This window comes from Amycolatopsis eburnea, assembly GCF_003937945.1.
GTDB lineage: Bacteria > Actinomycetota > Actinomycetes > Mycobacteriales > Pseudonocardiaceae > Amycolatopsis > Amycolatopsis eburnea.
The window spans coordinates 613,108-635,818 of the sequence record NZ_RSEC01000058.1 but is presented as its reverse complement, the minus strand read 5'-3'; the positions used below and the strand labels follow the sequence as shown (position 1 = coordinate 635,818).

25 protein-coding genes and 1 pseudogene are annotated in these 22,711 nt (G+C 68.6%); 11 read left to right on the top strand and 15 right to left on the bottom strand.

Annotation, left to right across the window (positions count from 1 at the left end; genetic code table 11):
* Window positions 1-303 precede the first annotated feature (303 nt).
* A complete protein-coding gene (locus EIY87_RS47770) occupies window positions 304-690 on the top strand; it encodes a winged helix-turn-helix transcriptional regulator (protein WP_158641374.1) in 387 nt (128 codons plus the stop codon).
* On the opposite strand, the gene EIY87_RS28435 is transcribed toward EIY87_RS47770, so the two are convergent.
* From EIY87_RS28435 to EIY87_RS28420, 4 genes are all read right to left on the bottom strand, one after another.
* Window positions 687-3,308 (bottom strand): MFS transporter, encoded by a 2,622-nt coding sequence (locus EIY87_RS28435; protein WP_125312913.1) that lies wholly within the window; start codon window positions 3,306-3,308, stop codon window positions 687-689. The genes EIY87_RS47770 and EIY87_RS28435 overlap by 4 nt on opposite strands.
* 160 nt (window positions 3,309-3,468) lie before the next feature.
* Entirely contained in the window at window positions 3,469-4,122 is a 654-nt protein-coding gene (locus tag EIY87_RS28430) for a YdcF family protein (RefSeq protein ID WP_125312912.1), read from the bottom strand.
* A gap of 204 nt (window positions 4,123-4,326) precedes the next feature.
* A complete protein-coding gene (locus EIY87_RS28425; protein WP_125312911.1) occupies window positions 4,327-6,201 on the bottom strand; it encodes a hypothetical protein in 1,875 nt (624 codons plus the stop codon).
* 278 nt (window positions 6,202-6,479) lie between these two features.
* Window positions 6,480-7,502 carry a helix-turn-helix transcriptional regulator gene (locus EIY87_RS28420; protein WP_225440080.1) on the bottom strand — a complete coding sequence of 341 codons (1,023 nt, stop codon included), beginning with the start codon at window positions 7,500-7,502 and terminating at the stop codon, window positions 6,480-6,482.
* 391 nt (window positions 7,503-7,893) lie between these two features.
* Between EIY87_RS28420 and EIY87_RS28410 the strand changes: the two genes are divergently transcribed.
* Both EIY87_RS28410 and EIY87_RS28405 read left to right on the top strand, forming a co-directional pair.
* The gene (locus EIY87_RS28410) at window positions 7,894-8,709 is read left to right on the top strand and encodes a Scr1 family TA system antitoxin-like transcriptional regulator (protein WP_158641373.1); all 816 of its coding nucleotides are present in this window, start codon (window positions 7,894-7,896) and stop codon (window positions 8,707-8,709) included.
* Window positions 8,709-8,969 (top strand): hypothetical protein, encoded by a 261-nt coding sequence (locus EIY87_RS28405; protein ID WP_125313574.1) that lies wholly within the window; start codon window positions 8,709-8,711, stop codon window positions 8,967-8,969. The genes EIY87_RS28410 and EIY87_RS28405 overlap by 1 nt, the downstream gene beginning before the upstream one ends.
* 7 nt (window positions 8,970-8,976) lie before the next feature.
* Here the strand turns inward: EIY87_RS28405 and EIY87_RS28400 are convergent, their stop codons facing one another.
* Window positions 8,977-9,453, bottom strand: a complete 477-nt coding sequence (locus tag EIY87_RS28400; protein WP_125312908.1) for a hypothetical protein — start codon at window positions 9,451-9,453, stop codon at window positions 8,977-8,979.
* A 14-nt stretch (window positions 9,454-9,467) separates the two neighbouring features.
* The gene (locus tag EIY87_RS28395; protein WP_225440079.1) at window positions 9,468-10,874 is read right to left on the bottom strand and encodes a hypothetical protein; all 1,407 of its coding nucleotides are present in this window, start codon (window positions 10,872-10,874) and stop codon (window positions 9,468-9,470) included.
* 177 nt (window positions 10,875-11,051) lie between these two features.
* Between EIY87_RS28395 and EIY87_RS28390 the strand changes: the two genes are divergently transcribed.
* Window positions 11,052-11,513 carry a glycine-rich domain-containing protein gene (locus EIY87_RS28390; protein ID WP_125312907.1) on the top strand — a complete coding sequence of 154 codons (462 nt, stop codon included), beginning with the start codon at window positions 11,052-11,054 and terminating at the stop codon, window positions 11,511-11,513.
* Between the two features lie 13 nt (window positions 11,514-11,526).
* Window positions 11,527-12,414 (top strand): phosphotransferase family protein, encoded by an 888-nt coding sequence (locus EIY87_RS28385; RefSeq protein ID WP_125312906.1) that lies wholly within the window; start codon window positions 11,527-11,529, stop codon window positions 12,412-12,414.
* A gap of 3 nt (window positions 12,415-12,417) precedes the next feature.
* Here EIY87_RS28385 and EIY87_RS28380 read toward each other — a convergent pair whose 3' ends face one another.
* A complete protein-coding gene (locus tag EIY87_RS28380) occupies window positions 12,418-12,645 on the bottom strand; it encodes a hypothetical protein (RefSeq protein ID WP_125312905.1) in 228 nt (75 codons plus the stop codon).
* A 185-nt stretch (window positions 12,646-12,830) separates the two neighbouring features.
* Between EIY87_RS28380 and EIY87_RS28375 the strand changes: the two genes are divergently transcribed.
* Window positions 12,831-13,190, top strand: coding sequence for a hypothetical protein (locus EIY87_RS28375; RefSeq protein ID WP_125312904.1), 360 nt, complete (start codon window positions 12,831-12,833; stop codon window positions 13,188-13,190).
* Window positions 13,191-13,399: 209 nt separating this feature from the next.
* Window positions 13,400-13,645, top strand: a complete 246-nt coding sequence (locus EIY87_RS28370; RefSeq protein ID WP_125312903.1) for a sigma-70 RNA polymerase sigma factor region 4 domain-containing protein — start codon at window positions 13,400-13,402, stop codon at window positions 13,643-13,645.
* 22 nt (window positions 13,646-13,667) lie between these two features.
* Here the strand turns inward: EIY87_RS28370 and EIY87_RS28365 are convergent, their stop codons facing one another.
* The 3 genes from EIY87_RS28365 to sigK all read right to left on the bottom strand — a co-directional run bounded on the left by EIY87_RS28365 (window position 13,668) and on the right by sigK (window position 15,442).
* The gene (locus EIY87_RS28365; protein ID WP_225440078.1) at window positions 13,668-14,039 is read right to left on the bottom strand and encodes an STAS domain-containing protein; all 372 of its coding nucleotides are present in this window, start codon (window positions 14,037-14,039) and stop codon (window positions 13,668-13,670) included.
* Window positions 14,040-14,132: 93 nt separating this feature from the next.
* Window positions 14,133-14,852, bottom strand: a complete 720-nt coding sequence (locus tag EIY87_RS28360; protein WP_125312901.1) for an anti-sigma factor — start codon at window positions 14,850-14,852, stop codon at window positions 14,133-14,135.
* Entirely contained in the window at window positions 14,849-15,442 is a 594-nt protein-coding gene (gene sigK / locus EIY87_RS28355; RefSeq protein ID WP_125312900.1) for an ECF RNA polymerase sigma factor SigK, read from the bottom strand. Before sigK ends, EIY87_RS28360 begins: the two co-directional genes overlap by 4 nt.
* Before the next feature lie 160 nt (window positions 15,443-15,602).
* On the opposite strand from sigK, the gene EIY87_RS28350 reads away from it, so the two are divergent.
* The 3 genes from EIY87_RS28350 to EIY87_RS28340 all read left to right on the top strand — a co-directional run bounded on the left by EIY87_RS28350 (window position 15,603) and on the right by EIY87_RS28340 (window position 19,001).
* Window positions 15,603-16,583, top strand: coding sequence for a beta-ketoacyl-ACP synthase 3 (locus EIY87_RS28350; RefSeq protein ID WP_125312899.1), 981 nt, complete (start codon window positions 15,603-15,605; stop codon window positions 16,581-16,583).
* Between the two features lie 49 nt (window positions 16,584-16,632).
* Window positions 16,633-18,216 (top strand): molybdopterin-dependent oxidoreductase, encoded by a 1,584-nt coding sequence (locus EIY87_RS28345; RefSeq protein ID WP_225440077.1) that lies wholly within the window; start codon window positions 16,633-16,635, stop codon window positions 18,214-18,216.
* Between the two features lie 113 nt (window positions 18,217-18,329).
* Entirely contained in the window at window positions 18,330-19,001 is a 672-nt protein-coding gene (locus EIY87_RS28340; protein ID WP_125312898.1) for a fasciclin domain-containing protein, read from the top strand.
* A 216-nt stretch (window positions 19,002-19,217) separates the two neighbouring features.
* On the opposite strand, the gene EIY87_RS28335 is transcribed toward EIY87_RS28340, so the two are convergent.
* The 3 genes from EIY87_RS28335 to EIY87_RS28325 all read right to left on the bottom strand — a co-directional run bounded on the left by EIY87_RS28335 (window position 19,218) and on the right by EIY87_RS28325 (window position 20,609).
* On the bottom strand, window positions 19,218-19,529 hold the full coding sequence (locus tag EIY87_RS28335; RefSeq protein ID WP_125312897.1) for a hypothetical protein: 312 nt from the start codon (window positions 19,527-19,529) through the stop codon (window positions 19,218-19,220).
* A 128-nt stretch (window positions 19,530-19,657) separates the two neighbouring features.
* Entirely contained in the window at window positions 19,658-20,182 is a 525-nt protein-coding gene (locus EIY87_RS28330; RefSeq protein ID WP_225440076.1) for an ATP-binding protein, read from the bottom strand.
* Between the two features lie 154 nt (window positions 20,183-20,336).
* Window positions 20,337-20,609 (bottom strand): hypothetical protein, encoded by a 273-nt coding sequence (locus EIY87_RS28325; RefSeq protein WP_125312896.1) that lies wholly within the window; start codon window positions 20,607-20,609, stop codon window positions 20,337-20,339.
* A 360-nt stretch (window positions 20,610-20,969) separates the two neighbouring features.
* On the opposite strand from EIY87_RS28325, the pseudogene EIY87_RS28320 reads away from it, so the two are divergent.
* A pseudogene (locus EIY87_RS28320) lies at window positions 20,970-21,631 on the top strand (fasciclin domain-containing protein).
* 93 nt (window positions 21,632-21,724) lie between these two features.
* Here EIY87_RS28320 and EIY87_RS28315 read toward each other — a convergent pair.
* Window positions 21,725-21,985, bottom strand: coding sequence for a hypothetical protein (locus tag EIY87_RS28315; RefSeq protein ID WP_125312895.1), 261 nt, complete (start codon window positions 21,983-21,985; stop codon window positions 21,725-21,727).
* Window positions 21,986-22,057: 72 nt separating this feature from the next.
* Window positions 22,058-22,540, bottom strand: coding sequence for a DoxX family protein (locus EIY87_RS28310; RefSeq protein ID WP_191984293.1), 483 nt, complete (start codon window positions 22,538-22,540; stop codon window positions 22,058-22,060).
* Between the last annotated feature and the right edge of the window lie 171 nt (window positions 22,541-22,711).

Below are 22,711 nucleotides of genomic sequence, written 5' to 3'. Positions count from 1 at the left end.
GGCTCAAGCGAGCAAGTCGTCATCGCAGCTTCCCTCCCCCTGTAGGTCGCGGTGACCGGCCAGCCTTCTCGCCAGACACGGCCGGCCACCGTCCCCTTCGATTCCTCTTCCGTTCCCAGGCGCCGGAGCCCGGGTGACTTCCGGTTTAGCGGCCTGACCTCGGCTGAGTGCAAGGTAAGTCGACGGGTGAGTCTGGACTCAGTCGACGGATCTTCACTCGTTCGGACGAAGGTGTCCTGCCGTCGGGACGTCAAGGGCTCGACTGGGGCAAGCCGGGCGGCACTTCGTGATAGGTCTGCAGGTGTGGATGACTGGGACGTGCCGTACCGGCAGAGCGTGTACGAGGTACTTGCCCTGCTGCGAGGTGACTGGACCGTCGCCGTCCTCGCGACCCTCGCGCTCGGCGAGCTGGAGTTCACCAAGCTGCGGAACGAGGTGAACGAGGCCGAGGAGCGCTCCGGCTGGACGGCGCACTCGAAGCCGCTGACGGCTCGCACGCTGACCGACACGCTCCGACGGCTGGAGCAGGACGGGCTCGTCGAACGACGCGCGGAAGGCAGCGCCTTCTCCAATGTCTGGTACAAGCTGTCACCCGACGGCCGTGCGCTTCTGCGCGCGTTGCGTCCCTTGGCCACGTGGTCGCAGCAGCGTCGCGACCAGACACGAGCCGACAGCCGCGGTCATCGCTAGGCGGTCGACTTGACGACTCGGACCTGATTGCGCCCGGCGTCCTTGGCCGCGAACAGCGCGTTGTCGGCGGAGATCAGGACCTCTTCCAGCGAACTGCCCGCCGCGGGGAACGCAGCTGCGCCGATCGACACGCTGACGTGGAAGCCGGGTCCGGAATCCGGCTCGATGACGGTGCGTTCGACGTGCTCGCGGATGCGGTCCGCGATGGCGTGAATCGCGTCCGGAGAGCTGCCCGGCAGCAGGACGACGAACTCCTCGCCACCGAACCGCCCGCAGAGGTCGTCGCTCCGGACTTCGCTCCGGATGGCGTTGCCGACGAGGACGAGCGCTCTGTCGCCGGTCAGGTGTCCGTGAACGTTGTTCACGTCGCGGAAGTGGTCGATGTCGATCATCAGGACACCGACGCTGAAGCCGTGCTGACGAGCACGGTCGATCTCCTTCGCCGCGATCGCGTGCCAGGTCGCGGCGTTGAGAAGTCCGGTCTTCGAATCGGTGGTCGAAGCGTGCTCGAACTGACGGATCAGGACGCTCCGGTGGAGCGCGTAGAGCGGCAGGAACAACACGATTACGAGCCACGGACGCAGGGTCAGGAGGACCGCGGTCAGCGCGCCCATGCACAACGTCGCCAGCTCGAGGATGTTCTCGTTGAGCGCGCCGAGCAGCCGCCTGAACGAAAGGCTCCGCCTGGCGAGGGCGATCGCCACCCCGACGATCGTCGAGTTCGCGGCGAAGTAGATCGCGATGACCGAGGCCAAGCCGACCGCGGTCCAGATGCCGGCTTCCTGGCCGGGCGGCACGACGTGCAGCTGCTTGGCAGCCCACCCGGCGATCTGGCAGGACAGGATCACGTTCGCCGTGCTGAAGATGACGCGATGCGCGTGGATTCCGGCGACGCCCCGCCAGCTGCGCAGCCACAGGTGTAGGTACAGCAGCACGGCGACGAGGGCGGCCAAGGCAGTTGGGAGGGTCAGCGCGGCGGCCAGGGTCCACACGGACGAGAAGTTGACGTGCGGGGTGTCCGAAAACCGCCGTCGACGCCGTTCGACCCGGCGGGTCATCTCCGCAGCCAGGATGCCGAGCCCGACGATCAACCCGCAGGACACGACATCTCGCCAGGCCATCGGGGCCCTCACGTCGAAGACGATGGCCGCTACCGCGATGGCGTCGATGACCAGCAGAAACACCGCCGCGGGCCGCGGTAGCAACCAGATAGCCCATCGTGACCAACCGGAGCGCTCAGCGACCCCATCGTTCGGCATACTGATCTCGCTTCCGTTCCCAGGGGAGGACCCGAGGTCCTCGAGCTCCGGCTGCCGCGCCTCGGCACCTCCCGCCGCCGGACGCTCCGGGAGGGGGTCACTATGCGTAACAAGGACTTCTGAGCGCGCTGAATCCACCGGTGCGGGCTCGTCCTCGACAGTTCTCGCCTGCCGAGGTCGAGCCGCCCACCAGACGAACCCGGCTGCAACTGCGGAGAGTGACGCCACCGCGCCCGAACCGGCGACGACGAAGACAGAATCGACCCGCTCGGCGACCACGCCGGCGCCGAGGATCGCGACGCCCTGCGAGCTGTAGAGGCAGGTGCTCAGCCGTCCCATCGTGGTGCCGCGGCGCGCGTCCGGCACCAGCTCGACGACGACCGCCTGCAGCCGGATCAGGTAGATGGTGGACAGCGCACCCGAGACCGCCCAGAGGCCTGCGGCCCACCACGCGCCTGGTAGCGCGAGGCAAGCGATCAGGGGCAGGCCGGACGCCGCTGCCGGCACGACGACCAGCTTCGCCGTGAGCGCGGTATCGGGCCGGAGCCGGCTGGCCAGCCAGCCGCCGAGCACGCTGCCGACGGGATCGGCCGCCATCAGGACGCCGACCCCGATCGACGTCAGACCCACCGCGTTCGCGTACGGCGCCGCCAAGCCTTCAGGTACGACAAGAAATCCGATCATCGCGGCCAGCATGTAGATGGCGACCATGCGCGGGTCGCTGGCCGCCGCAGCTGACCGCGGCGTCGTCTTGGTCTCGGCTCGGCTGACGGGACGAGTTCGGACCACCGCGGCGACCACAACGGCGCTGACCAGGAACGTCGCGGCGTTCACCAGCAGCGCGCCGCTGGTGCTCAAGCTCGTCACGAGCAGGCCGCCGAGCCCGAAGCCGGCCACCTGGGCCGTTTGTGTGCTGATCTGCCGGAGGCCGAGACCGGCCTGGTACAGCCCGTTCGGAAGCACGTCCGGCAGGAGCGCGAGCTGAGCGGCCTTGAACGGCGCCGCGGCCATAGTCAGGCAGCCGATCAACGCCCAAAGGATCCAGAGCGGCATCCCCGGCACGGCCATCGCCGCCGCCAGCACGGCGCGCACGACGTCGGTCACGACGATCACCGTACGGCGCGGATAGCGGTCCGCCAGACCGGAGAGCAAGAAGCCGCCCAGGATCGCAGGCACAAAGGTCAGGGCGTAGGTGAGCGCCGTCAGCGCCGCGGAGTCCGTGCGCGCGTAGACCAGCAGCGCGAGCGCCACCCGCGCAACCTGATCGCCGAAGACCGACAAGGCTTCGGCGAGCCACAGCGCTCGGAACTCACGACCTCGCAGCGCCGCCGCAAAACCGCGGGATCCGGTTTCGGTCATCGGCCCTCCCCACCGCCGTCGAAACTCGCCCGGCAGGCCCCCCTACCTGGAAGAACCACGGTATGCCCGCTCCGTGTCCATGTGGACACAAGTAGCGACAGATCACCCAATCGCAGCACGGCCGTGACGGTCCGCTACCGACTTGATCGACTTCCGCCGTTCAGAGCAGGCGGCTGTTGAATCCCGCCGCGACCAAGCGATCGAACGCGGCGGCCACGGCGGGCGGCACCGGCTGCTCGATGGCGAAGCCGCGTTCGGGGTAGACCATCACCCGCTGGAGATCGCCGATCATCATGTCGACGACCTCGGCGGCGTCGCCGATCGTCTTGACGTACTCCTCCAGCGTCAGCGGCGCCGACGTGCACGTCACCGCGACTTCAGGCCACAGGCGCCGGCAAGTTGCGAACGCCCGGCGCTCCATGTACGGCATCGAGATGAGGAGAACGGAGTCCGGCGTCAGCCCGGCCCCGATGAGCACGCCGCGGGAGAGCGTGATGTTGGCGCCGGTGTTCGCGGCCTCAGGCTCGACCAGGATGGCGGCGTCCGGCACGCCCAGCTCCAGGGCGCGCTCGCGGAAGTGGACGGCTTCGCCGCGCGGGAAGATGGCGGCGGTGTCCCGGCTGGTCGCACCGGTGAAGACGACAGTCTGGAACATGCCGCGGTGGTACAGCTCGGCCGCGTACTCGGCGACGCCGATGTCGTTGCATCCCAGTGCGATGGCGACGTCGCACGCAGAAATCTCGTGGTGGACCTGGTGGAAGTCCCACACGAGCTCGGCGTCGTGCCACTCCACATCGGTAAGTTGCCGCGTCACGGCGCGTTCGTACTCCTCGAGATGGCGTTCGTGCGTCAGAGGTCCCTTCCGCGACAAGCCCCGTCTTGGCAGCTGATCAATTGACAGTTTACCGGCGCTGGTCACGTCGTCCCGCGCCCATACCCGTGCGCCTTGAACATCAACAGCTGCCTTCCGGCCCTGTGGATGACCTCGCGTTGGAGCGAACGCCGGGACGCCGGCCTGCTACTTGTCGCTGCTGCTGATCACCCAGAGCTCCGCGTTGGAGTTGACGACCGATGACCGGGTTGAGTTCAGCAACGTCTCCAGCCGCTGCAGTCGCAGGAGATCCTGAGGTGGCTTGGTTCCCGGTTCGAGGGCTCTCAGCGCCTTGTGCTTCTTCTCGAGCACATGTGGCTGCACGATGACGACTTCGCGAGCGTCCTCTTCGGACCTGGCCAGGAGCATCTCGATGAACTCCCGCCGGTCGCCCACCTTGACCCGATCCACCCAGCTGGCCTTGTAGGGCGCGTCTGTCGACCGAAGATGCTCGGCCAACCTCTCCTTCTCCATGAAAACCAAGTTCTTCGCGGCTTGGCCAGCCACGACCTCGTAGGACTTCGCCGAAATACCGCGCCCCGACGAAGAGCTTTCGGCGCCCTTGACATGGATGAACCGCAGCGTGCCTTTCGCGTTGATCTGGAGGAAGTCCGCGGACTCGCCGGCTCCGTCGTCGCAGATCAGCCAGCCGTCGGAGAAGTTCTCGAGCACCCAGCCGAAGAGCGAGGTGTCGGTTGGGTCCCCAATGGATTTGTGGATCTTCTCCGTCGACCGGTGGTCGAAAGGCTTCTCGGTCTCGACGTCGAATCCGGCAAAACTCCGGAACTGCCAGTTCTTGAAGGGGAAGATCGCGGTGTTCTTCTTGGTGATGCGCCCGCGGGAGTAGACGTGACCGGACTCGTAGAAGACCGTGAGCAGGTCCGTCGAGCGCAGTGCGTCGAGGACCGGCTGTGCGATGGCATCCCGCGAAAAGCTGCCGGACTGACCGATGTCCAGGAGGAATCCGTGCGGCTTCGGCTTGGGGGTCACGGAGACGACGCCGCCCTCGACGCCGTCGAGGCCGATCTTGAGCTTGAACCGGGCCGACCGGGAGTCCGGCATCACGATGAGCGCCGCCGACTCCAGGATCGAGGCGGCGTCGTAGGTCTCCTCGCCGGCGACGTCGGCCGCTGGGAGGTGATCGACGTCGATGGCCGCGACGTCATAGGCGCCGTGGACCTCCGAAAGGTCCGTGACGTCGCGGGCGAGTTCGGGGAAAGCCTCGATGAGGCTGTCTTCTTCGGCGGCGACTTTCTTGATGAGGTCGAAGATCTCGCCCACTGTCGCGAGGAAGTCCCCGATCGTCGACATCGGCTTCAGCCAGAGCTGCGACGACCTGATGGTCGCGCCGATCGTCCCCCTGAGCTGGTCGAGTTCGAGGTCGGCGGGTAGTTCGCACCGCGCCGACCCGAGCGAGTAGCCACTGTCGGCGAAGACGTTCAGGGTTTCTTTGAGATCGATCCCCACGCTCGTCTTGGCGTCGGGGTGCCGGGCGTTCCTCCCGGTGGCGCTCTGCAGCCAGAGGCCTCGCGCGCGACCCATCAGGAAGGTGCACTCGAGGATCAGCGGTGAGATCCGCTGGGCCAGGCGAGGCGATGCGTCGATCCACCGCTGGAGCCGCTCCGCCGACGGGCCGTCCGGCTTGACCGCGATCAGATTGCCGCGCCGCACCACCAGGCCGAGCTCGTAGGTTGTGTTGAGCAGCTCGGTGCGCTCGCTGAGCCAGCTCGGCACGGCGCCCACTTCGTTGATATACCCCGCCAGCTGGTCAACACCCGCGGCGATCAGGGTGCCGAGCCCTTCGAGTTGCCGGTGTTCGGACGCTGCGGCTTCGTCTGCGGCCACCAGTTTCGTGCGTCTCTTGCTGTTCGCCGGGGGAAGTTTCCGAAGCTCGCGGACGACGGCCCCGAACGTGAGGGCCGGGTCGTCGGCGGTCGCCTCGATGACGACGACGGACAGGTACGGCGCGAGGTCTCGCCACGGGATCAGCGGGAGCTCTGCCCGGGTGGGCGCATCGATCATCCGCGTGTCCTCTCTGGTCTCCGGCCGCCAGGGTGGTGAATGCCGTACAGGTCGCGGCACGTTTGCGACGTGTTACGGACCAATTCGACGCGTGATCCGACCGTCACGAACATTGACTCGTCCGAGTGAAACTTCGGACGCGTTCGACGTGGCCCGCTACACGATGTCTAATTCGGCGAGGGTCGTGTCGAGCGGCTTCAGCACGAGACGGACCAATTCCGGCGCGGAGGTGCGCTGGCAGCGACGAGCAACGCTGGCGCGCTGGGTAGATGCCGGGCTTACGCCTGGCGTTCGTACGCGCGGCGAATGCCCGAGATGGCCTGTAGCTGATGCATCATCCCGTACTGCGTCGAGGTCGCGGCGGCGCCCTCCAGCAGCTTCAGCCCGTTGTCGGCAGTGGCGGGGTCGGACAGCAGGAGGTGGCCGTGCGCGGTGTCGAGGCGGACGCGCTGCATGGGTGCGTCGCCGGGCCGGTGGTCGAGCGCCACCTGGAAGGCGACGCCGGCTTGGCTTAGGTCGCCATCACCACGGTGCGCCAGGGCCAGCTTCTGGAACGCCACCGACCAGTCCTGCGGCTCTTCGAGAGCCTCGAACTGCCGGATGGCGGGCTTGATGAAGGTGATGGCGTCCGCGTTCCGGCCCGCCTTGCTGAGCGCGGTCCCGACCCAGAGCTGGGCGCGGGTGCGGTCGCGGGCGTCGAGGCGGGTGTCCGTGGCCAGCTGCCGGTACTGCTCGGCGGCAGGCTCGTGGTTGCCGCCCATCTCGTCGAGGACAGCCAGCTGGAGTTCGAGCTGCGCGACCCGCCGGTCGGCACCGAGCTCGCGGAAGACCGCCATGGCGCGGCCGTAACTCTGCCGGGCGGACATCGGTCCGGTGAGGACGCCTTGGTCCTGGCGCAAATCACCGAGGAGCCGTAGCGACCGGCCGTAGAGGTACAGCCCGCGGTCATCGTCGCCGGGGACCAGCCGGCCGGTCCAGCGATCCAGCAGGAGCTTCGCCAGGTCGAACTCCTGGCGGCCAAGGCAGACGGCGACTCGGTCCAGGTCGTCGGCCCAGGTTTCGTAGTCAGCGCTCGGACCCGACACCACGGCGGCGCCTTCGGCCAGCAGCTCTTCGAGGCCGCGCGACGTGACGCCGAGCGCCCTTGCGAGTTTCGGCCGTTTGTAAGGCAGCGGCTCCGATTTGCCGCGTTCCCACTGCCCGACGGTAGTTGTGTCGAGGCCCAGTTCGATGGCCAGCGTCTCCTGGGTGTAGCCAGCTGCCTTACGAGCGCGGATGAGCCCGTGGCGCCGCGTTCCCATGATTCACTCCCTAGATCACCGCCTGAGGTCATCAGATTACCGCAGGTCAGAAGGCTGCACGCAAGATCTCCTACAGATTCGCCCCGGATGTACGCCCTGGTGATTCAGCTGGACGACCCGCGAAGGTCGATTTCGGCACCCCGGTGGCTGGTCGACCACCTCGCTTCCCCCTCCGATGTGAGCCCCGGTCACCAGGGGTGCCACCCAAGACCGGCGGCAACTGAAAACCATGACCTCGAAACCGAAATCAGAAGACGAGCCAGCGTGCGGTCCCGAATGGCCGAACGAGGAAGACCTGGCTCTGTACGTGTTGCTCAGCCGCGTACTTCACGGGCTTCGTCACCTTCCTGAAGTTTCTTCAGCTGACCAACGTAAAAGCAAGGACCGAACGATGAACGCAACTCGCAAACCTGCTGTACTCGCCGTGAGCGTCGGACTGCGCGATGCGCGTGAGCGCCAGAAGATGGGGCTCCGCGAGTTGGCTCGCCTGCTGGGAATCAGCGCGCAGAAGCTGTCGAACGTGGAACTGGGGACCAACGTCCCCGAGGACACGCTGGTCGCCCAGATCCTCGGGTGCCTCCGAGTCAGCCGCGCCGAATTCGAGCAGGTCATGAAGATCGCCAAGCAGCTCGACGTCCCGAACTTCGTCGACCACACCGCGTCGCCACTGATCGATCTTTTGTGGACTTACGAGCAGCTTTCGAGCCGGATCGTGGAGTGGGCGCCATTCTGCATCCCGGACCTCCTGCTGCCACCACCGCCGCCCACTGCAGCTCGGGACGAGACCGCGGAGCAGTCCGAACGCCACGACCAGGAGCTGTTTCAGCGCCAGTGTCGTCGGCAGACGATGGAGCAAGGCGGACGCCGGTACGTCTTCCTGATCGGCGACGAGGCCTTACGCATGGCCCGCGACGAACCCGACGGCGCCGAGCAGATCAGGCAGCTCCGCGAAGCCGGGCGCCGCCTCGACGTCACGATTCAGATTGTCCCGTCCGGCCCCAATTCCGCGGCAGCCTTCACGCTCTTCGAGGACGGCCCCAGGCCGATCGCCGTCGCGCTCAAGCACAGCCATTGCACGACGTACGGCACGGACAAGGACGTGCTGAACAAGTACCACGACACCGCGAGGGCACTGCTGGGGCACGCCTTCGCCAAGCCGGTCACGATCGAGGCCTGGCTCGATTCCCTCCAAGCTCGGGCGTCGTGATGGTCGCCGCCGTCATCTACGTCGACCCGCAGACGATCCAGCCGGTCCTCAACGGCAAGTGGCATCGAATGGACCTCACCGCGGTGCCCCAGCCGGGAGAAGCCGTCACCATGCTCTGCGGCGAATCCGGCGAGGCGGAGTTCAAGCTCTCCGGTGAGGGTCGAAACAACCGCGTCCACCAACAGTGCGAGCCCTGTGACGATGCCCTCCGGCAAAGGAAGGGAATTCCGTCACGGCACGATCGGATCGGCCGTCGCTGAGGGACTTTCAGAGTCGGGCAGCATGCTCTGGCCAGACGACCGTGACGCCCAGCCCCCTCTCCCTCGCGGCATCAACGACATCCGCGGTTCCGCCGTGGCCGCCGGACGGACCACCGTCCCACACCGCCACCACCTTGTCCACGATGGACAGAACGTGCTCGCTGGCGGCCATGTAGGCGTCGCGGTTCGATTCGGCGAACGGCATCGTGTGGACGCTCGCGTTCGCGATAAGGCTGTCGAACTCGGCCGCGTTGTCCGGCTTGACCTTGCGCTCGCGGTAGTCCGCCGCCGGCAGCACGACTTCGAGCGTCCCACCCAACTCCAGAACGACTCGGGCGAAGACCTGGTCGGCGCCCCGGGCCAAGCAGGTGACCCCTACGAGATCGTCGCGCTGTTCCTTCAGGATCTCGCGGAGCTCGACGGCGACGAGCTCGGCGGTGTCGTCGGTCAGGTTGGAGTGGCCGGTCATTCCGATGCGCACCACGGAGTGTCCTCTTCCTAGACGGCAAGCTTTGCTGCGACGACCTCGCGAACGTCGCGCACGGCAGGAACCGTAGCGAACGCCCCTGCTTCTCGATGGAAGTCCCGAAGTTTGGCCCCAACCCGGCCGGACGTCCACGGCGCAGCGTCGGGCAGGGCCATGCTGATCAGCTCGGCGGCGCGTTCCGGCTGGCGGGTGATCAGGTGGACGCGAGCGAGCCCGATGAGGTCGAAGACGCGGTTGCGGACCCGGTCGAGGTCGCGTAGGGCGATCGCGCGGCCGATGTAGTGCTGAGCTTGGCCAGCGTGCCGGGCATCGTGCCGTGACAGGTCGCGGTAACGGGCGCCGATGACGCCCATCAGCTCGGCTTCGTCCAAGCTCCGGACCGAAGGGGTTGCTGCGTCGCCGTCCCGGAGCCCTTCGCTGAAGTAGTCCTCGGCGAGGTGGACGGATCGTCTGAACGCGGGCGCGTCACCGAGCTGGGCGTGCGCCCATGCCTCGCGGGTGGCCAGGACAGCTCGCAGCCGCGGGCTGGCCGTCCGGCGCGTGGCGTACTGCGCCAGCTGCACAACCTCCAGGCCGTCGGCCGGCTGATTGAGGTCGAAGCACTGGCGGGCCAGCGAGGCGAGAGCGACCGCGGCAAGGGCGTCATCGCCGGCGACGTGGGCCAACTGAGCTGCGAGCCGGAAGTAACGCTGCGCCGCGCCGTGCGCAGCTTCGTCCCAAGCCATCGTCGCGACGATGTCGGCGAGCTCAGCACCGATACGGAATGCGCGACGCGTCTCCGCGGTACCGGACGGAGCCTCCTTCAGACGGCGAAGGTGGAAGTCGAGCTGCGCCACGGCGGTCGAGCGTGCGACAGAGCCGCTGGCCGAACGCCAACGACGAACGAACTGAACGAATTCTTCTGCCGAGGTCAGCTCGGCCAAGGTAAACGCGATCGACGTCCGCCGCGGCGAAGCGGCAGCGGCCGGCCAGAGAAACGGAGTCAGCTCGGCGGCCAGCGCCGAACCGGCCAGGACCGCAGCCGTCGCGAGCAGGCTCCGGCGGGAGGTCGGCACGAGGTCCTGTTCGGTCGCGGTGACCGCCCTGTCGACGACGGCGTCGGCCTGCCACGCGCTGAACGACGACGGTACGGCCGGGCCGGAAGAACTCGCAGGCGTGGCAAAGCCAAGCGCGGCATCGTCCGACGCGCCCAGGACGTGCCGAAGAGCGGCTCGATACGCCGAGCTCGGCCACCGGACCACGCCACGCTCGAGCTTCGCCACGTAGTGCGCGTCGAAGGGATACCGGGTACGGGTCGTCTCCCACAACCAGCGCGTCACCCCGTCGGCGACGTCGGCTCGGGATGCGTATTCACCGGGCACGCTCGGCGAGGGCAGCTGTTCCCGTGCTGCCCGCAAAAGGCGATTCGGCTCTGGCACGTTCCCTCCCCGGTCACGCCGAGTGTAGCCACGCCTGCGCGTTGAGTCACCGCGTGAAGGTCATCTGCCCCGATCTGCCCTGTGCCTCCCCACGACGCCCTCCAGGTTGGCCTCCCGCCTGGCAGCAGAGCCGCCGAAGCTGAATTAGTACAGCGATCCGAATCCGAGGAGAACTCGATGTCGATCACCATCAGCACGTACCGAACCGGGCGGTCCCTGGTCTCCGCCGACCTCTTCCACCGCCTGACCAGCCGCATCGTCACGACGGAACGGTTCGAGCGCGACCTCGCCGAACGCATCCTGGACCAGGCGTTGGCGTTCCTCGCCGCCTGCGGCTCCAACGCCGGTGCCCCGCTCGCCCCGAGCGAACTCGTCGACATCGGCTGGCACACCTTCATCCTCGCCACCCACGAGTACGCCGCCTTCTGCGACCGCGTCGCCGGCCGATTCCTCCACCACGTGCCCACCGACGGCAAGAACGATGGGGAGTCACCCGCGGCCGTCTTCGCCCGGACGACCACGGCAATGCGGCGGCTCGGCTTCTGCCTCGACGAGGCGCTGTGGCCACGTACCGCGCTCGGCGGTTGCACGGGCTGTCACAATGGCTGCCACGAGGACCCGCCGCCGGTCGCGGCCTAAGAGGACGGACGCGATGCTGCGCAGCACCTGGGAAGCCTTGCCCGTCGCGGTGCGAACCGCGATCGAGCGCGAAACCGGCCACGTACACAGCGCCGTACTTCCCGACGCAGGCCGCAACTCCGACTTCTCCGCCACCCTGCACACCGAGACGGGCACCATCTTCTCCAAGGGCATCGCCGACGCGGACGGCAAGCGCGGCCGCATGCACCGCCACGAAGCCGCCGTCAACCGGTTCCTCCCGCCCGAGGTCGCTCCTCGGCTGCTGTGGCGCACCGAGGTCGACGGCTGGCTTTTGCTGGGCTTCGAGCACTCTCCTGGCCACCACGTCGACCTCTCCCCGGGGTCCACCGACCTGGACCCGGTGCGGGACGTCGTCACAGCGATGGCAGCGGGCCTGAGCACGGTGTCCGTCGACGCGCCGTCCCTGGCGGAGCAGTGGGCGAGACTGGCCGCCTGGCGACGTCTCGCCAAGGACGCTCCTGACGATCTCGATCCGTGGGCCCGCGACCACATCAACGAGCTGACGAGCTGGGAGACCACTGCGTTCGAGCACGTCACGGGCAACACGCTCACTCACACCGACCTGCACGCCTTGAACTTGCTCAGCAACGACGGCAAGGTTCACATCGTCGACTGGGCCTGGTCACGAAACGCCAACCCGGCAGTCGATCCGGCCTTCCTAATCACCCGCCTCATCGAGGCCGGCCACGATCCCGCGGCTGCAGAGACCTGGGCCGGACAACTCCCGCTCTGGCAGCAAACCCCCGCCGAAACCAAGACAGCGTTCGCGGTCGCGATCTGGGGCATCTGGGGATACCTCGAGCGCCACCAGCCGCTGGCCCACCGCCCAGCTCTCACTGCGGCCGCCCGATCCTGGGCTCGCTTCCGGCTAGACCTCTGAAGTTCATCCGCCGCGATGACTACAGGGCGAGCCGTTCCGACGCGTGGCGACCCAAGCACGAAACGACTGCCCTCGCTCCAGGTGAAGGCCGTTGGCGATCAGGTGCAGGCCGTGGGAGGTGCTATTGCCGAGCACGATCTGCTCCGGCTCGGCACCGACCAGCCCGGCCAGCAGGCCGCGCAGCCGCTCGGGCAGCTGTGTGAAGGCGTCGTCGAGCCGGTGCGGGGCCACCTTCAGCTCGGCGGCTCGTGCGCGGCCGCCACCCCCGCATGCTGGAGCGGGCCTTGGTGGGCGGTTCTGAGCCAGAGGCACTTCGCCGGTGTACGGTCGCGCACGGCCGGTCGACCGACGTTTGAATACTCCGACGAAGGGTATGCGGCGATGTCAAGGACGGGTGAAGCGAACGGGGCGGGTCGATGACGGCAGTGCAAGTCCACGAGCCGCTACGCCGGCTTTCGCCGTTGGTTTGCCACGTCCAGGTCGCCGACGGCGCGATTTGCCTCCGCATCACCGGCTCCGTGAGCTCAGGCGACGACGCCACATCCGTGGTCGACGAGCTCACCGAAGCCTGCGGACTGTGCTGCGGGATGGTCCTCCTCGACGTCACTCGGTGCGACATCGACAGCGAACTCCTCATCGCGATGATCCGCGACGCCGCCCTGCGGGCGACGAGCTCCCGTTGCCAGGTCCGGGTGCTCGTCGATGAACCCGACGTCGTGACCGCGCTGAGCCAAGCCGGAATCGCGCGCGCGGAACTTCCGGCCGGCACGCGGTGACCGCCACAGGTTCACCTGAATGGGTACGACCGGTCCACGTGCCAGTCGGTGACCGCCTGCTGGCTACGACTTACCTCGTGCTCCGTCGCTCGGGGCTGCGAGCGCGAACCTGCCGCCGGACCTGCCGGAAGGTGCTCCGCCAATCGGCTGCCGAAGACCGCTCTGTAGACCGTCGGATCCGGCGGGAGGACTTCGCGGCCCTCCGCCTCGTGCTGGGGCGCAAGCGACGGCCAGTCGACTTCGACGTGGCGGTCGGCGAAGCGCTGCTGCTCGACGCGATGCTGTCGCTGCCTCCCCGGCAGCGGTTCGCTGTCCGTTCGGCGGTGACCCGCCGCTGGTCGGTCTCCGACATCGCCGTGCACACCAGCTGGACTCGCGGTCAGGTGCACAACCTGCTGCGCGCCGGCCTGAAAACCGTTTCGGCACACGCCGGTTCCGCCGCTGCTCCTTCCTAGCCCGTCCGGCATCAGTGACAGATCACCGGGAAAGCGCAGCGGGGACGGTGGGGGCGACGGCCAGCACTTCGAGCAGGCCCGTCAGCTGCAACGTGCGGGCCACGACGCTTCCTTCAGGCGCGACTACGCGAACCTTCGCCGAAGGCGCGGCAGATCGCTGAGCCTTGAGCAAGACCGTCATGCCCAGGGAGGCCATGAAGGACACGCCGGTCAGGTCGATTACGAGCAGGTCCGGCTTGTCGGCGAATGCCGTGGCGAATGCGCCCTCGAGCTGCGGCGCGGTGAGCAGATCGAGCTCGCCGGTGACTTCCAGGACGAGCGCGGGAGCGCCGTCGGGACGGTGCGCCGTGATGCGCAGCAGATCTTGCGGGAACACCTGACCATCGGCGACCACGGACACATCCCTTCGCCCGACTGACTATTCGCCATCTCCCCCCACGGCGCAACGTTCAAACGCAAGAACCTATGTTCCCCGTAACACCTGGGCTCAGCCGACCGCGAGGTCCGCAACCGACGGTGTGGTCGGCTGCAGCGAACCGGTAGCAGGTTCGACGGTCACCGAAACACCGTCGGTCTCGGCAGGCAGAACGGCCTGGATGGTACCTCCTCCGGGCCCAACCAGTCCCGCCGACCGCGGCGCGCCCGGTCCCGTCAGCCACACCTCGTAGGCGTGGCCGACGTCCAGCGCCGGCAGGGAATGGGCGGCAATGAGAACCTTGCCCAGCTGCCGGGAGACCGTGGCCGAAACCGAGCCGCCGCCGGCGACGGTAGCGCGCACGGTGGTCGCGTCGGGCGCGGACGTCACCGCGCCGGCGGCCACCGGCACCGGGCTGCCGGGGACCGACTGGTCCACCCCGATGCTGATCCCGCCGACGAGGACCGCCGCCACGGCCGCGACGGCCACGATCCCGATCCACGCCCGCTTGTGCCACGGGCTCCGTCGCGCAGGGACCGCGGCCTCGGCCGGGACGAGGGGCGGCAACTGCCGAGTCTGGGAGATCTCGACGAGGACCCGCCGGCGGAAGTCGTCGTCCGGGCTGGCAGCGGCCGCGGTGCCCAGCAGGGCAGCGGTCTCCCGGAACCCGGCAACCTCGTCCGCGCACGCGGAGCATTCGCTCAGGTGCCGGACGAAGGCGGCGCGTTCGAGGTCGTCGACCGCTTCGAGGGCATACGCACCGGCGAGGATGTGGACGTCGGCGGTGGTCATCGGTGCACTCCCAGAGCGTCGCGCAGGCGGACGAGCCCGTCCCGCATGCGGGTCTTGACGGTGCCGACCGCGACACCGAGTTTCTCGGAAACCTCCCGGCAGGTGTAACCCTGAAAGTAGGCGAGCAGGATCGACTCCCGCTGGAGATCGGTCAGAACCGCCAAAGCGGCGCGAACCTGCGCCCGGTCGAAGCGGTCCAGCGTGGTCTCGGTGACGTCGTCGTACGGGCGGCGCAGGTCCAGCCGCTCGGCTCGTTCCTCCCGGTTGACGCCCGCCTGCTCGGAGCGGACGCGGTCGATCGCGCGCCGGTGGGCGATGGTCAGCGCCCAGGTCTGGACACGCCCGCGGCCGGCGTCGAACGTCGCCGCCTTGCGCCAGATCTCGAGCAGGACCTCCTGCGTGACCTCTTCCGCGTGCGGTCGGGATCGCAGCACCTGGAGGACGGTGCCGAAAATCGGCGCGGCCAGCCGGTCGTAGAGCGCGGCGAAGGCCTGCTCGTCACCGAGGGCGGCGCGGGCGAGCAGCTGTTCCGGCTCTGGTTCGGACTCCGCGCCGGGGACGGTGCGGAGCGCGACGGCGCGGGCGGTCATGACAGGAGTTCGTCTCGGTGGGCCCGCGCGGATTGGTGGTGTGACGAGAAACCAAGCTGGTCACCCACCTGGAGGAGTGTCCGGTGCTGTCCACAGTGGATCAGCCAAGCCGCGGTGCCGGTCGGTCCGAACAGCAGGTGGACTCGACGAGGAGAATGTGATGACCGGCTCGACAGCGATCTCGTTCGGGCACTACCAGCCGAACCGGACGGTCACGAACGAGCAACTCGCGGAGCGGCTCGGCACGTCCGACACGTGGATCCGCGAGCGCGTGGGCGTGCGCCGCCGCCGGCTCGCGGCCCCCGGCGAGTCGGTCGCCGACATGGCGGCGGCCGCCGCGGACGCCGCGTTGCGGCGGTCCGGTCACCGCGCCGCGGACGTCGACTTGGTGATCGTCGCGACGTGCACCGCGTTCGACCGGATGCCCAGCGTCGCCTGCCGGGTCGCCGAGCGGCTCGGGATCACCGCGCCCGGTGCGTTCGACCTCAACGCGGCGTGCTCGGGCTTCTCCTACGCGCTCGCCGCGGCCGACCATGCCATCCGGGCGGACGCTGCCTCCCGGGCGATCGTGGTCGGCGTCGACAAGATGAGCGACTTCCTCGACTGGACGGACCGCTCGACCTGCGTGATCTTCGGCGACGCCGCGGCGGCCGCCGTCGTCGAGCGCGCCGCGGGCGGGATCGGGCCGGTGGTGTGGGGCTCGGACCCGGCGAAGGGCCGCTGCATCACCCTCGAGACCGCCGGGCCCGGCGCCCTGCCCGCGGTGTTCCGGCAGGAAGGTCAGGCGGTGTTCCGCTGGGCCACCACCGCGCTGGCGCCGATCGCGCGGGAGGCGTGCCTTCGCGCCAGCGTCGACCCGGCCGACCTCGGCGGTGTCGTGACCCACCAAGCCAACATCCGCATCATCGAGACGCTCGCCCGCAAGATCGGGGCGACCGGCGCGGTGATCGCGACGGACGTGGCCGAGTCCGGCAACACCTCGGCCGCCAGTATCCCGCTGGCGTTGTCGAAGCTGATCGAGCGCCGTGAGATCGCGCCCGGCGCTCCCGTGCTGCTGTTCGGTTTCGGCGCCGGGCTGACCTACGGCGGCCAGGTCATCAGCTGCCCGGGAATTCCGGCTTTGTCGCCCGATCCGGTGTGACGGAGACAGCGCGACCAATACCGCGACCGGACCGTCTCGAACTCCTGGTATGACCGCCACCGAACTCGACACTCCGGAAGCTCCGTCAGCACCGCCGCGCGCCCGGCCGCGATTCTTCGCCGCCGCGTTCACCGGAGTCCTGGCGTTGGCCGCCGCGCTGGCGGCCGGGCACCTGGTGGCCGGGTTCATCAGCATCAACGCCTCGCCCTACCTCGCGGTGGGCAACGGCGCGATCGACCTGACGCCGGTGGAACTGAAGGACTTCGCCGTCCGCACCTTCGGCACCTACGACAAGCTCGTGCTTCTCGGCAGCATGGCCGTGGTGATGGTGCTGGCCGCGGCGCTCGCCGGCGTGCTGTCACGGCGCTCACCGATCCCCGGGACGATCGTCATCGTCCTGTTCGGACTGATCGGTGGCTTTGCCGTGTCCCAGCGCCCCGACCTGACGGTCGTCGCGCTGCTCGCGCCGATCGCGAGCCTCGTCGTCGGCGTAGCCGTCTTCCTCCTCCTGCACCGGATCGCGCCCCGCGTGTGGCGGGAACCGGAGTCGGACGAGAAGACCGGGACCTCGCGACGGTCCTTCCTGCTCGGCGGCGCCGGGGTGGCCGTCGGCGCGGGAGCTCTGGGGCTCGGCGGGCAGCTGATCAGCACAACACGGGACGCGACGGCGTCGCGGGAGGCGGTCGGCAAGCTGGTCCCGGCCCGGACCGCGCCGATGATCCCCGCCGACGCGGACTTCGCCAAGCTGGGGACGCCGCCGTTCCTGACACCGAACGACAAGTTCTACCGCGTCGACACCGCTCTGTCGGTGCCGCAGGTGCGCACCGAGGACTGGAGCCTGCGGCTGCACGGCATGGTCGACCGCGAAGTCCGCTACAGCTACAACGACATCCGCAACCGGCCCCTGGTCGAACGCACCGTCACGATGACCTGCGTGTCCAACGAGGTCGGCGGCGACTACGTCTCGACATCGAACTTCATCGGCGTCGACCTCGCCGACCTGCTCGCCGAAGCCGGCGTGAAACCCGGCGCCGAGCAGCTGTTCTGCACCAGCGTCGACGGCTGGACCTCCGGCACACCGGTCGCCGCGGCCCAGGACCGCGGCCGGGGCGCGATGCTCGCCATCGGAATGAACGGCGAGCCGCTGCCGCTGGAACACGGGTTCCCGGCCCGGCTGGTCACCCCCGGGTTGTACGGGTACGTGTCGGCGACGAAGTGGGTCGTCGACATCGAGGTCACGACCTGGGCGGCGCGGCAAGCGTACTGGCTCAAGCGCAGCTGGAGCCAGGAGGCACCGATCAAGACCGAATCCCGGATCGACACCCACCGCGGGTTCGCCAACGTCCAAAAAGGAAAGGTCCGCGTCGCCGGGGTCGCGTGGGCCCAGCACACCGGGATCGAGAAGGTCGAAGTCCGCATCGACCAGGGGCCGTGGCAGCAAACCACGCTGTCGAAGGAGGTCAACCTGAACACGTGGCGGATGTGGTGGACCGAGATCGATCTTCCGGCGGGGGTGCACCAGGTGTTTTGCCGGGCCACCGACAAGTCCGGCTACACCCAGACCGACCAGCGAGCGGGAACCGTCCCGAACGGCGCTACAGGGTGGCACAACGTCACGTTCACCGCAGCCTGAGAATTTCTTCCCGATCGACCAATCCGGCTCCGGTCGGGCGCCGAATCATCAGCAACAAGAGGTTCTCGCCGACTCGGCGGCCTCAGCCGCGTAATCAATTGGAGTGAATTCCCGTGCGTAATCTTCGTATTGCCGGTATTGGTCTGACCGCGGCCGCCGCGCTCACGCTCACCGCGTGCAGCGGCAGCGACTCCGCTTCCTCCTCGTCCAGCAGTGCACCCGCGCCCTCCTCGTCCGCGGCCGCCCCTTCCTCCAGCGCCGACGCGGGTGCTTCGGACGGCATGACCACCAACGCCGACGTCTTCGGCCCCGCCTGCTCCCAGCTGCCGCAGGGCTCCGCTCCCGGCTCGCTCGACTCGATGGGCCCGCAGCCGGTCGCCTCCGCCGCCTCGACGAACCCGCTGCTGACCAAGCTCGTCGCGGCCGTGAAGGCCACCAACCTGGTCGACACGCTCAACAGCGCGCCGGCCATCACGGTGTTCGCGCCGGCCGACCCGGCGTTCGAGGCCCTCGGTGACGCGAAGTTCAAGGAGCTGGCGGGCAAGCCGGACCAGCTGGCCCCGATCCTGCAGTACCACGTCGTCGGCAAGCGCTACAACGCCAAGGGCCTCGAAGGCGCCGGCACGCTGGACTCGCTGAACACCGCCGGCGGCCCGCTGAAGATCGAGGGCTCGGGCGAGAACATGACCGTCAACGGCGCGAAGATCCTGTGCGGCAACATCCCCACCAAGAACGCCACCGTCTTCGTGATCGACAAGGTGCTGACCCCCGGCAGCAACAAGTAACACGACGTCCGGTCGCCGAAGGGTGACCCGACCCTGTACGGCCGTCTCGGCTCCACTACCTCCTGGAGCCGGGGCGGCCGTCCTTCTGGTCTGGTAGCGGAGTGCAGGTGGCTCCGCTACCGGGGGACGCCGAAGCGGCGGCGTCCCGCCGGTCGTCGTCACCGCTGGTTCACTCCAGGGCGCTGACGGCGGCCGGCCCAACCCCGGCTTCTGCGCTCAGCGCAGCTGAATGCCACCAGCGGCAACGTTTCCCCGGCCGCTGCAGTCGGCCACCGAGCCGATGTACTTGCTGTCCGCCACGGTCGTCCAGATCCCGTAGCTGATCGCGCCGTTCCCGCACTGCGCGTACGCGCGGTACTGGCCGTACCCGGCGGGAAGCCGGGAGCACTTCACGTGGAAGTTCACCCCGCTTGCGCTGGTGTTGTACGTGCAATCGGACGTGGTACCGGCCGCGGCAACCCCCGCGGTGACCGCCAGCCCTCCGCCGATCATGACGGCCACGGCCACCAGAGATGTACGCACGCTCATCGAAATCCCCTCCCCTGTCTGCCCTCCACCGGCTGCCCAGCGGACAAATCCGGCTGTCGCTCTTCACGACGCGGCAGACACGGCTGACCCGGCGGGCAGGTTGATCTCCACCAACCTGATTCACCCGATCAGGGAACAGCGGGAAAGACCTTGAGCGGTATCAGGGCCCACACCACCTTGCCCACGCTGTCGGCGCGCACACCCCAGTCCACGGTCAGCTGGCCCACGAGCCGCAGCCCGAATCGCCCAGACCCAGGCCCGCAGGCGTGCACCGGCGTGATGTCCGGGTCCGCGTCGCTCACTTCGACCAGCAGGTTCTCGGCGGTGCGGGTGACCCGCAGCTCGTGGACCGCGGTGGTGTGCTGGTAGGCGTTGCCGACCAGCTCGTCGATCACGAGCAGGACCCCGCCGTACCGATCGTCCGGGCACGCCCCGAAGGTGAGAGCTTCGGCAACCACGGACCGGACCTGGCGGAGATCCGGCCGATCGCTCAACGCGACCGTCGTTTCGGCCGCCGCGGCGAGCCGATCGGTGAGTCGCGCCAACTCCTGATCGAAATCCATTGCTGCAACCTGGCTTTCCCTCGGCGCTTTCCCCAGGTTCGGCATTCGGGCCGGCTTGCCGTCCGGATTGGTGCCGGGAACCGGGTTCACCGGATCAGCCGAACGTGCAGCAGCGGATCTGAACGTCGCCGACCGACTCACACTCATGATCGTGCCCGGCGACGGCGGGTGAAGTCTCGGACGTGGCGAAGCGGGACACCGGGTACGTCCGGTGCCCCGCTTTCCCGGCAACCTAAGGGTGCGGTCAGCCGAGGTCGAGCAGGCCGCCGCCGAGGAGGCCGTCATAGCAGTCGCCCTCGTCGTCGTGGTGGTAACTGCCGGTGATGTGCAGCCCGAGCAGGATGCTCAGGTGTAGGCCGTGGGAGTGGTGGTGGCCGGGTTCGTGGTCGGCGACCGACGCGCTCGGCTGCGGAGCCGCGGTGGAGGCCGAAGCCGCGGCGGGGGCGGCCAGCAGGAAGCCGAGTGCCGCGGCGGGCAGCGCGGCGGTCGCCAGAATGCGACGGCGGAGTGTGCTCACGGTGGATCTCCTTCTCCTCGAACGAACATCGGACCCGATCCCGGCGGGATCACGGACCATTCGAGGCGACCGGCCACAGCGGACAGGGCCACGGGGTACGGACCAGCCCTGTGGGTGACGACCCGGCGGTTCAGGCATGGCCGGAGTGCCGGCGACCGGTTCGGTGCTGCCTCGAGTCGGCCGTACTCACTCGATCGGGCCAACCGAGAACGTGCGGCCATCCGTACCCGCGGCGGCAGCGAAAGCATCCGTGAAGTCCCCGAGCCCGGTTCGGCGTCGACGCCGAACGACCAACACCAGGCGGCGACGTCGTGAGTCCACGGTGGACCGCCCTGGTCACTTGATTCGGAGTGATCTGTCGTGAACAAGCTTCGTGCTGCCGGAATCGGCCTGACCGCCGCCGCCGCGCTGACCCTGACCGCATGCGGCAGCGGCGGCTCTGCCTCGAACTCCAGCAGTTCGACGACCCCGTCAACTTCGATGTCGGCGAGCGCAGCAGGCATGACCGGATCCCCGGACGGCGTCACCACGCCGACGTGTTCGGCCCCGCGTGCAGCCAGCTGCCGCAGGGGTCCGCGCCGGGTTCGCTCGACTCCATGGGTCCGCAGCCGATCGCCTCGGCGGCGTCGACGAACCCGCTGCTGACCAAACTCGTCGCCGCGGTGAAGGCCACCAACCTGGTCGACACGCTCAACAGCGCCCCGGCCATCACCGTGTTCGCGCCGGCCGACCCGGCGTTCGCGGCGCTGGGCGACGCGAAGTTCACCGAGCTGGCGGGCAAGCCGGCCGAACTGGCGCCGATCCTGCAATACCACGTCGTCGGCGAACGCTACGACGCCAAGGGCCTCGCCACGGCCGGCTCGGCCAGCACACTGAACACGGCAGGCGGCCCGATCAAGATCGAGGGCTCGGGCGAGAACATGACCGTCAACGGCGCGAAGATCCTCTGCGGCAACATCCCCACGAAGAACGCCACGGTCTTCGTGATCGACAAGGTGCTGACTCCCGGCACCACCAAGTAGCACGAGCTCCGGGCCGCTGACCGTTCCCTTGCGGGTGGCCCGGTATCGAGTGGCCGCCGCGGCTTTCTGTTGACCGGGCCGCGGCGGCCCCCTTCACGCGAACATCATCCAGGCGCCCACGATCGCGAGATGCATCATCATGGTGCTGCTGAGGTCGAACACGACTTTCGCGCCGCCGGCCACGATCAGGGCGAAGACGACCGTGATTCCGGCCACCGCCATGCCCACGCCGAGCACCAGCCCGCCGACGACGTCGGCGACCAGCGTGAATGGCAGCCAGCTCCGGGCGAGCAGGAAACGTCCGCTGTGGGTGGCCTCGAAGGTCGTGTGAAAGCACAGCTGCGCTCGTTGCACACAGCCGATCGCCGCCCCGGCGGTTCCGCCGGTGACGATCGCGATCGTGCTCCCGGAAATGACGCTCCTCCTCTACCGTTCCCGGGTGGTTCGGAACCCGGCCGCCACCGGAGCGGTCGCCCGTCCGGGCGCCGCAGCTGCCCGATGGTCTCGTTGCGCGGGGACGGCGGGAACGGTGCAGCTGTCCGCTGTGGACGCTCGTGCGGCGAGCACGATCGCCGCAGCGAGCAACACGATGTCCTTGAGCACGTATTGGCCCTCGAGGGTCGGTGCGTGCCCGGGACCGCTGAACAACCGGCCGGGAAGCAGCACGAGCGGGGAGAGGATCCCGGCCAGCTCCAGCGCCAGCAGGTACCGGACCCGGTGGAACCACCAGCCGGACACCAGCGACAGCCCGATCACGCATTCGAGCGCCGCCGTCCCGGCCAGCGCGACGGCAAAGGGGACCAACGCCGGCACCGCTCCCCCGGTCAGCTCGTGGATCGTGGCCTCGACCAGGTTCTCGGCGGGACTGACGCCGGGAAAGAACTTGAGCACGCCGAATCCCAGGAACACCAGGCCCATGCTGATTCGCAGCAGTGTCAACCCGTGCCGTGCCGCCAAACCGGCCAGGAGGTCGTGGGCGACCATGGTTGTGGCGCGAAACGTGTGCACTGCGACCTCCACTGCTCGTCGGCGCTGTCATGAGACGTTCGCGTCCACGAGATCGGAAGATCGGCGCCGCCA

Excerpts from the sequence above, each read along its gene's own strand:
- EIY87_RS28435 (WP_125312913.1), bottom strand. The coding sequence starts at position 3,308 with ATGACCGAAACCGGATCCCGCGGTTTTGCGGCGGCGCTGCGAGGTCGT.
- EIY87_RS28425 (WP_125312911.1), bottom strand. The coding sequence starts at position 6,201 with ATGATCGATGCGCCCACCCGGGCAGAGCTCCCGCTGATCCCGTGGCGA.
- EIY87_RS28420 (WP_225440080.1), bottom strand. The coding sequence starts at position 7,502 with ATGGGAACGCGGCGCCACGGGCTCATCCGCGCTCGTAAGGCAGCTGGC.
- EIY87_RS28410 (WP_158641373.1), top strand. The coding sequence starts at position 7,894 with ATGAACGCAACTCGCAAACCTGCTGTACTCGCCGTGAGCGTCGGACTG.
- EIY87_RS28405 (WP_125313574.1), top strand. The coding sequence starts at position 8,709 with ATGGTCGCCGCCGTCATCTACGTCGACCCGCAGACGATCCAGCCGGTC.
- EIY87_RS28390 (WP_125312907.1), top strand. The coding sequence starts at position 11,052 with ATGTCGATCACCATCAGCACGTACCGAACCGGGCGGTCCCTGGTCTCC.
- EIY87_RS28385 (WP_125312906.1), top strand. The coding sequence starts at position 11,527 with ATGCTGCGCAGCACCTGGGAAGCCTTGCCCGTCGCGGTGCGAACCGCG.
- EIY87_RS28375 (WP_125312904.1), top strand. The coding sequence starts at position 12,831 with ATGACGGCAGTGCAAGTCCACGAGCCGCTACGCCGGCTTTCGCCGTTG.
- EIY87_RS28360 (WP_125312901.1), bottom strand. The coding sequence starts at position 14,852 with ATGACCACCGCCGACGTCCACATCCTCGCCGGTGCGTATGCCCTCGAA.
- sigK (WP_125312900.1), bottom strand. The coding sequence starts at position 15,442 with ATGACCGCCCGCGCCGTCGCGCTCCGCACCGTCCCCGGCGCGGAGTCC.
- EIY87_RS28350 (WP_125312899.1), top strand. The coding sequence starts at position 15,603 with ATGACCGGCTCGACAGCGATCTCGTTCGGGCACTACCAGCCGAACCGG.
- EIY87_RS28345 (WP_225440077.1), top strand. The coding sequence starts at position 16,633 with ATGACCGCCACCGAACTCGACACTCCGGAAGCTCCGTCAGCACCGCCG.
- EIY87_RS28335 (WP_125312897.1), bottom strand. The coding sequence starts at position 19,529 with ATGAGCGTGCGTACATCTCTGGTGGCCGTGGCCGTCATGATCGGCGGA.